The following is a 6,907-nucleotide window of genomic DNA, read 5'->3' on the forward strand; positions in this document are numbered from 1 at the left end:
GCCGAGGCAAGGGCCAAGACCCCAATTAGGTCAAGGCGTTGTTCCCCTCTTTTGCAATAGCTTGCGGCGCGGGCTGTCGCGAAGGGTTGCGGGCAAGTGGTCACGCCCGCTGGGCGCTGGATGTCTCTTCCCGGTGTCGCGCTTCAGGCCATGATGGTTTCAAGCGACCAAGGTCCTGTTTCCGGATTCATTGACCCGCTTGTCCAGGCGTGTGGCACGCTTGGTCTGCAGGGGGCCTTTCGGCAGCCCGTCAGGATGGGGCCGGTTTCCTGGCGCTGATCGCATAGCGGTGTTCCGACCGGCGAAGCAGGGCCTTTTGCCAGCCGAACTGCCTTGCCTGCGCGCGGTGGACCGGCCCGAGGTTCGTGTCGACCCGCAGATCTGTGAATCCCGCCGCTTCAAGCATGTCCGCCACCTGATCTGCGCGGGCGCCTCCCGAGAAATGGACCTGGCTCAGGATCCTCTGGTGTCGTGTGCGCTGGCCGTTGACCGGCGCGCGGCGAAGCCCGCCCAGCAGGCGCGCAGCCCAGGACTTGGTGACAAAGTCACCGTCCACCACCAGAAGTCGCCCGCCGGGAGCAAGGATGCGCAGCCATTCGGCGAAGGCCGCCGCCGGATCGACCAGCGTCCAGACCAGGTGCCGTGTCACGATCACATCGGTGCTGGCCTCGGGCTGCATTGTCCGTTCCGCATCGGCCTGCAGAAAGGTGACTTCGGGCAGTTTGCTGCGGGCCCGCTCCAGCATCGGTTCCGACCAGTCCAGCCCGGTGACCACAAATCCCATCCCCTGGCAGAGCCGCGCGATTTCTCCGGTGCCGGAGGCCAGGTCGAGCAGGCGGCGCCCTTCTGGCGGGCCGAGGTGGCGGCGGAACAGCGCCGCCCAGGCGGACATCTCGGCCCCGTCGGAAATCCTGTGCCCGGGATCGTCGTCGAAGGTGGCGGCGCGGTCGGACCAGTAGTCGCGGATCTCGTCGCGCAGGTTTCGGTTGCTGAGGGGGGCTGTCTGCATCTGCGGGCCTCTTGGTCGGTTTCGCGGGATGTCGCAGATGTTGACTGAATAAGTCAACTTAGTTGTTGACTGAAACAATCGGAATTAATAGCGGTGCACCATCCGATACCAAGAGGATTCCAAATGACCCTTCGCAGCCTACTCGGCGCCTCGGCGCTGAGCCTCATCGCAGCCAGCCTCGTGCAAGCCGACCCCATCACCCTCACCGACATCGCCGGTCGCGAGGTCACGGTCGACGGGCCGGTCGACCGCGTGATCCTGGGCGAAGGGCGGCAGATCTTCTTTGCCGCGGTGCTGGACCCTGAAAACCCGTTCGAGCGCGTGGTCGGATGGCGTGACGATTTCCGCCAGGCCTCGCCCGAAAGCTATGAGATCTACGCCGAGACATTCCCGGCGCTGACAGAGATCCCGGTTTTTGGCGGGTTCAAGGACGGCACTTTCGACATCGAACAGGCGGTCTCGTTGAACCCGGACGTGATGATCATGAACCTCGAGGCCAAGGCCGCGACAGACGAGGCCGGCTACGAGGACAAGCTGGCCAAGGTCGGCATCCCGATCGTCTATGTCGATTTCCGTGAAAAACCCTTCGAGAACACGGCGAAGTCTATGCAGATCATCGGCAAGCTCTATGGCGAAGATGCCAAGGCGGCCGAGTTCAACGATTTCTACCAGGCGCAGATCGCCCGCGTTACCGACGTGATCGAGGCGCAGACGGACCTGGACCGTCCGCTGGTCTTTGTCGAACGGGCCGGCGGTTATTCCGAAGATTGCTGCATGTCTTTCGGCGACGGCAACTTCGGTCGTTTCGTGGCGCTTGCGGGTGGCACGAACTTGGGCAGCGAGTTCATTCCCGGCACCTTCGGCACGGTGAACGCCGAACAGGTCATCGCCTCGGACCCCGATCAGATCGTGGTCACGGGCGGCAACTGGGAGGCCTATGTGCCCGGCGGCGACTGGGTCGGCATGGGGCCGGGGTCCGACGTGGAAGAGGCCGGGCGCAAACTGGCCGCGCTGATGGAGCGCCCCGCCTTTACCGGCGCGAAGGCGGTCGAGACCGGGCAGGTGCACGGCATCTGGCACCAGTTCTACAATTCGCCCTACAGCTTTGTCGCGGTTCAACGCCTGGCGACCTGGCTGCACCCCGAGTTGTTCCCCGACATGAATCCCGAGGCGACCTTGCAGGAACTGCACGAGCGCTTTCTGCCGGTGGATTATCGTCCGGGCTACTGGGTGTCGTTGCAAGCTGCCGAAACCAACTGATCCGATGAAAGTGCAGGGTGGCCCGGGTTGGGCCACCCTTTCCTGACGGAGCGTCCATGACCACAGTCACGACAGAGATTTCCACGCATGCCGGTGCCTATCGCGGATTGGTTGCCCGGCGTATCGCGATCCTGGCCGGGCTTTCCGCGCTCCTTGTCGTGTCCGTTGCGGTGGATGTGTCGCTGGGACCCGCGCGGTACGCGGTCTGGGATGTACTGAAGACGATTCTTGCTCCCGGCGCGGCGGAGCTGCAGATGCGGGTGGTTGTCTGGGACATCCGGATGCCGATGGCCGTTCTTGCCGTGACCGTGGGCGCGAGCCTGTCACTGGCGGGCGCCCAGATGCAGACCATCCTTGCCAACCCTTTGGCCAGTCCCTTTACCCTTGGCCTCTCCGCGGCCGCCAGTTTCGGCGCGGCGCTGGCTATGGTTCTGGGGGTGGCGCTTTTCCCGGCGGCGCTGTCGCTGATGGTGCCGATCAATGCCTTTGTCATGGCGATGGCGGCCTCGCTGCTGATTTTCGGCCTCAGCACCCTGCGTGGCGTGACCGTGGAGACCATCGTTCTCCTCGGTATCGCCCTGGTGTTCTCCTTCAACGCGGCGCTGGCGTTGCTGCAGTATTTCGCCTCGGAACAGGCGCTTTCGGCGGTGGTGTTCTGGACAATGGGCAGCCTGACCAAGGCGACCTGGGGCAAGGTCGCGGTCACCGCCGTCATCCTGGCAATCTGCACGCCGCTCTTTGCCCGCCGCGCCTGGGCGCTGACCGCGATCCGCCTGGGCGAGACCCGCGCGGCGGCAATGGGCGTGCCGGTCAAGCGTCTGCGGCTGGAGGCGCTGGTGCTGGTCTCGCTGTTGGCGGCGGTGCCGGTCAGTTTCGTCGGAACAATCGGGTTTATCGGCATCGTCGGCCCGCATGTGGCGCGCCTGCTGCTGGGAGAGGACCAGCGGTTCTTCCTGCCCGGAGCGATGCTGTCTGGGGCGGTGATCCTCTCGGCGACCTCGGTCCTGTCCAAGGCGATCCTGCCGGGCGCGGTCCTGCCCATCGGGATCATCACCGCGCTGGTCGGCGTGCCGTTCTTTGCGGCCCTCATTCTGACGAAAGGACGCAAGTCATGGTGAGCCTGACGCTTGAGCGTGTCGGTGCCGGTTACGGGCGCCGTAAGATCCTGACCGAGGCGAGCACGCCGCCGATCGCGGGTGGCATGTTGACCGCGCTGGTGGGCGCGAATGCCGCCGGCAAGTCGACACTCTTCCGCCGGATCGCGGGGCAGTTGCGCGGGGCAGGGGCCGTGCGGCTGAACGGCGCCGCGCAGGCGGACCTGCGGTACATGCCGCAGGACACGGGCATGAACGCGGCGCTGACGGTCTACGAATCCATCATTCTCGCGCTCAAGCAGGGGGAAGGGGGATGGCGCCTGTCGTCGGGTGAACTGGCAGCCGTGGACGAGGTTCTGGGCCGGTTCGGCATCGCACACCTCGCGGATCACCAACTGCCGGAATTGTCCGGCGGCCAGCGTCAGGCGGTGTCCGTTGCGCAGACGCTGGTGGCGCGCCCCCGCGTGGTGCTGATGGACGAGCCGACCTCGGCGCTTGACCTCTATCGCCAGTTCGAAGTTCTGGAGGCGCTGCGCGCATATGCCGAGGAAACCGGCGCGGTGATGATCCTTGCGTTGCATGATCTCAATCAGGTGATGCGCTGCTGCACGACGACGATCGCCCTCGCCGAGGGGCGGCTGCTGGCCTGTGGCGATACGCCGGAGGTTCTGACACCGGAGCTGATCCGCCGTCTTTATGGCATCGACAGCCGGGTCGAACGCTGCTCGCGCGGGTGCCCGATGATGATCGTGGATGGGCCGGCTGCGGCCTAGGAAAGAGGGCAGGCCAGGCCTGCGTGAACAGGGCGCACTGGTGATTGTCCTGCGCTCGAGTTTATTCAACCGGGAACGATTGACTGCCGGTCCTTGTCCTCGGTTGTGACGGAGTGCAATAGCGGCAGCGGTGCGAACTGAGTCATCGCAGACTTTTCTTAACTTTTGAAACACGTTAGCCCTGTGTCCGCTGCGAACAGTAACGGCACAGGATCAATGTCATGAGTAACGGGCGTGTATCGCCGATCGAGCTTTATCTCGGGAACGGCCGGGCACATAACGTCGTCCAGCGGCAGGCCGGAACCGTCGAGATGACCTGGCAAAGACACCCCGGCACGGACGGCAGTGGTGTCAGTTGGAGCCTGTCGCGATTCCGGACCTCCGGACCGGACAGCGTCGAGGTTGCGAGTTCGCGCAACTCGGGTTTCGTGTTCACCCAGGTCGTGCTCAAGGGCGGTTTCCAGGCAGAGCTTGCCTGTGGCCGGCGCTACCAGGACAGTGCGCCGGGCTTGATCCGGCCCAGTGTCTCCGGGGCGCTGTATCGCTTCGGAGCGGGCGACAACGCCATCTTCGGTGCGCTTGTCTCGCTTGAGACGGTCAAGGATTGGTTCGGCGGCCCGGTTCCCAAGGGCATCCGCCCCTTGCTCGAGGGCGGAAGCAACACCTACCACCGCGCAAGGGCGTTGCCGGTACACCTGCGACAGGCATTGATGACTGCCCTGTCGAACAACTCGCCGCTGGGGCGCCTCATGGTGAGCGCCGCGGCCCAGCAGATCCTGGGATTTCACCTGCAAAGCCTGTGCGAGGATGGCGTGCCGAATGTGACGCCCCTGGCTGGTAGCCTTGCCCGCGACGCACATGCGCTCTTGCAGGAGTGCCTAGTGGATCCGCCCTCGCTTGCCGAAATCGCCAACCAGTTCGGGGTCTCGCCCCGCCGCCTGGATCGGGCGTACCGTGTCGAGTTCGGGATCAGCTTCAATCGGTCTCTGCAACAGGTCCGCTTGGCGGCGATCTGTGCCGCGTTGCAAGAGGGCATGCCCATCAAGGTTGTGGCGCACAGGTTCGGCTATTCCAGTGTCAGCAATTTTTCTTCGGCCTTCCGCCGCTGGACCGGGCTGCCGCCGCGCCAGTGGTTGGAACGACAGGCAGCCTCCCGCACCTGACCCTGTCGAATGCAGGGGTGCTGTGGTCGTTCGCAAACAAACTCTACCGGAAATCAACAAAGACGCGGCTGGGGGGCCGTTTCGCTCCCCCGTAGGGTCCCGCGTGCGGAGCTTCTCCGCGCCGGGCGTGGCCACCGGATCAGCCCCCCGTTGTCGGGAGGCCGCGCCCGGCTGATCCAAACCCCTGCAGTGGAGAAAATGATTCTATGCCCACATCTTTTACGTTCGGAAGTTCCGTCGGCTCGGACGGGTTAGCCGCTACTTGGCAAGACGACGAAGGAACGATCACCGCTGTCCTGGATGATGGCAGCATCCTGCCCGGTGACGAGGTCGCCATCACAGGGTTCGACGTCAACACCATGTCCTTTGGCGGGGTATCGGGGGGAACCGGTTTCTACCTCGGGAGCGGGATGTTCAACGGAACCAAGGGATATGTCTTCGGCAGTGCCGATACCGTGGCCGGCAACACGGCTTTCTTCGTGGTCTTCGATGCCCCCGATGGCGCCCAGTTCGGCACAGCCATCGGGGTCAACGTATACGCGGATGATCCGTCGTCCCAGGTTCTGAGCAGCGATGCGGCCTGTTTTGCCTCCGGAACGCTGATTGCCACGCCGGACGGCGAGCGCGCGGTCGAGGCGCTGAAGATCGGCGATTTTGTCACGACGGCGGACGGTCGGACTGTTCCGGTCCGGTGGATGGGTCGCCAGACCGTGCACAAGGCCTTTGCTTCGGCGCGCGTGCAGCCTGTCCGGATCACCGCCGGGGCATTCGGCGACAGGGCGCCCTACCGTGATCTGGTGCTGACCTCCGACCATGCGGTCATCCTCGACGGTGTGGCGATCAATGCCGGGGCACTGGTGAACGGGACGAGCATTCAAACCGTGCCGATGGAACAGCAACCGGACCTCGTTACCTATCACCATGTGGAAACGGATTCGCATGACATCATCCTGGCAAACGGGCTGCCGGCGGAAACCTACGTGGATTTTGTCCGTCGTCAGGCCTTCGACAACTATCAGGACTACCTGTCTTTGTACGGCGAAGAGCGGAGCATCGCGGCGATGCCGGTGCCAAGGGCATCTTCGGCGCGATTGATTCCCGCGGCGGTGCGCATGCATTTGGGCCTGGGCGCCTAGCCGGGAAGGGGGGCTGACTGTCGGGGCGCGGCGGTGCGTGTAGCGTGCGTGCCTTATACGCCCGCGCCCTGAGGCGGCCTTGCGCACAGAACGGAGCATTGAATCACCGGGGGCGTGATTCAACGCCGGGGCAGGGGGCATCTAGGGTCAGGACCCATTGATTTGGTCTGACTGGCATGTTTCACGGTTCGAAAACGAGCGGTGATCATGTCTGATCTTTTCTGGTTGAGCGACGCACAGATGGCGCGTCTGGAGCCTTACTTTCCGAAGTCGCACGGCAAGCCCCGCGTCGACGACCGGCGTGTCTTGAGCGGGATTATCTTCATCAATCGCAACGGTTTGCGGTGGCGCGACGCCCCAAGGGAGTACGGCCCCCACAAGACACTCTACAACCGGTGGAAGCGGTGGAGCGATCGGGGCGTCTTCGCCCGGATCATGGCGGGTCTGGCGGCCGAGCACGGTGAGGAAACGA

General features: G+C 64.3%; 7 protein-coding genes. 6 read left to right on the forward strand and 1 reads right to left on the reverse strand.

Features of this window, described 5'->3' with window-relative positions:
* Positions 1-250: 250 nt before the first annotated feature.
* Positions 251-1,009 carry a class I SAM-dependent methyltransferase gene (locus BLQ71_RS21995; RefSeq protein WP_043146786.1) on the reverse strand — a complete coding sequence of 253 codons (759 nt, stop codon included), beginning with the start codon at positions 1,007-1,009 and terminating at the stop codon, positions 251-253.
* Between the two features lie 123 nt (positions 1,010-1,132).
* On the opposite strand from BLQ71_RS21995, the gene BLQ71_RS22000 reads away from it, so the two are divergent.
* From BLQ71_RS22000 to BLQ71_RS22025, 6 genes are all read left to right on the forward strand, one after another.
* Positions 1,133-2,269 carry an ABC transporter substrate-binding protein gene (locus BLQ71_RS22000; protein ID WP_074623268.1) on the forward strand — a complete coding sequence of 379 codons (1,137 nt, stop codon included), beginning with the start codon at positions 1,133-1,135 and terminating at the stop codon, positions 2,267-2,269.
* Between the two features lie 56 nt (positions 2,270-2,325).
* Positions 2,326-3,387: a FecCD family ABC transporter permease gene (locus BLQ71_RS22005; protein WP_074623269.1), complete on the forward strand. Its 1,062-nt coding sequence runs from the start codon at positions 2,326-2,328 to the stop codon at positions 3,385-3,387.
* Positions 3,381-4,136, forward strand: a complete 756-nt coding sequence (locus BLQ71_RS22010) for an ABC transporter ATP-binding protein (RefSeq protein ID WP_074623270.1) — start codon at positions 3,381-3,383, stop codon at positions 4,134-4,136. Before BLQ71_RS22005 ends, BLQ71_RS22010 begins: the two co-directional genes overlap by 7 nt.
* 221 nt (positions 4,137-4,357) lie before the next feature.
* Entirely contained in the window at positions 4,358-5,299 is a 942-nt protein-coding gene (locus BLQ71_RS22015) for a helix-turn-helix domain-containing protein (RefSeq protein WP_074623271.1), read from the forward strand.
* A 206-nt stretch (positions 5,300-5,505) separates the two neighbouring features.
* A complete protein-coding gene (locus BLQ71_RS22020) occupies positions 5,506-6,435 on the forward strand; it encodes a Hint domain-containing protein (protein ID WP_074623272.1) in 930 nt (309 codons plus the stop codon).
* A 207-nt stretch (positions 6,436-6,642) separates the two neighbouring features.
* Positions 6,643-6,907: IS5/IS1182 family transposase (locus tag BLQ71_RS22025; RefSeq protein ID WP_074623273.1), on the forward strand; the 265-nt coding region annotated here is incomplete at its 3' end.

This window comes from Antarctobacter albus (assembly GCF_900101505.1).
GTDB classification, from domain to species: domain Bacteria; phylum Pseudomonadota; class Alphaproteobacteria; order Rhodobacterales; family Rhodobacteraceae; genus Antarctobacter; species Antarctobacter albus.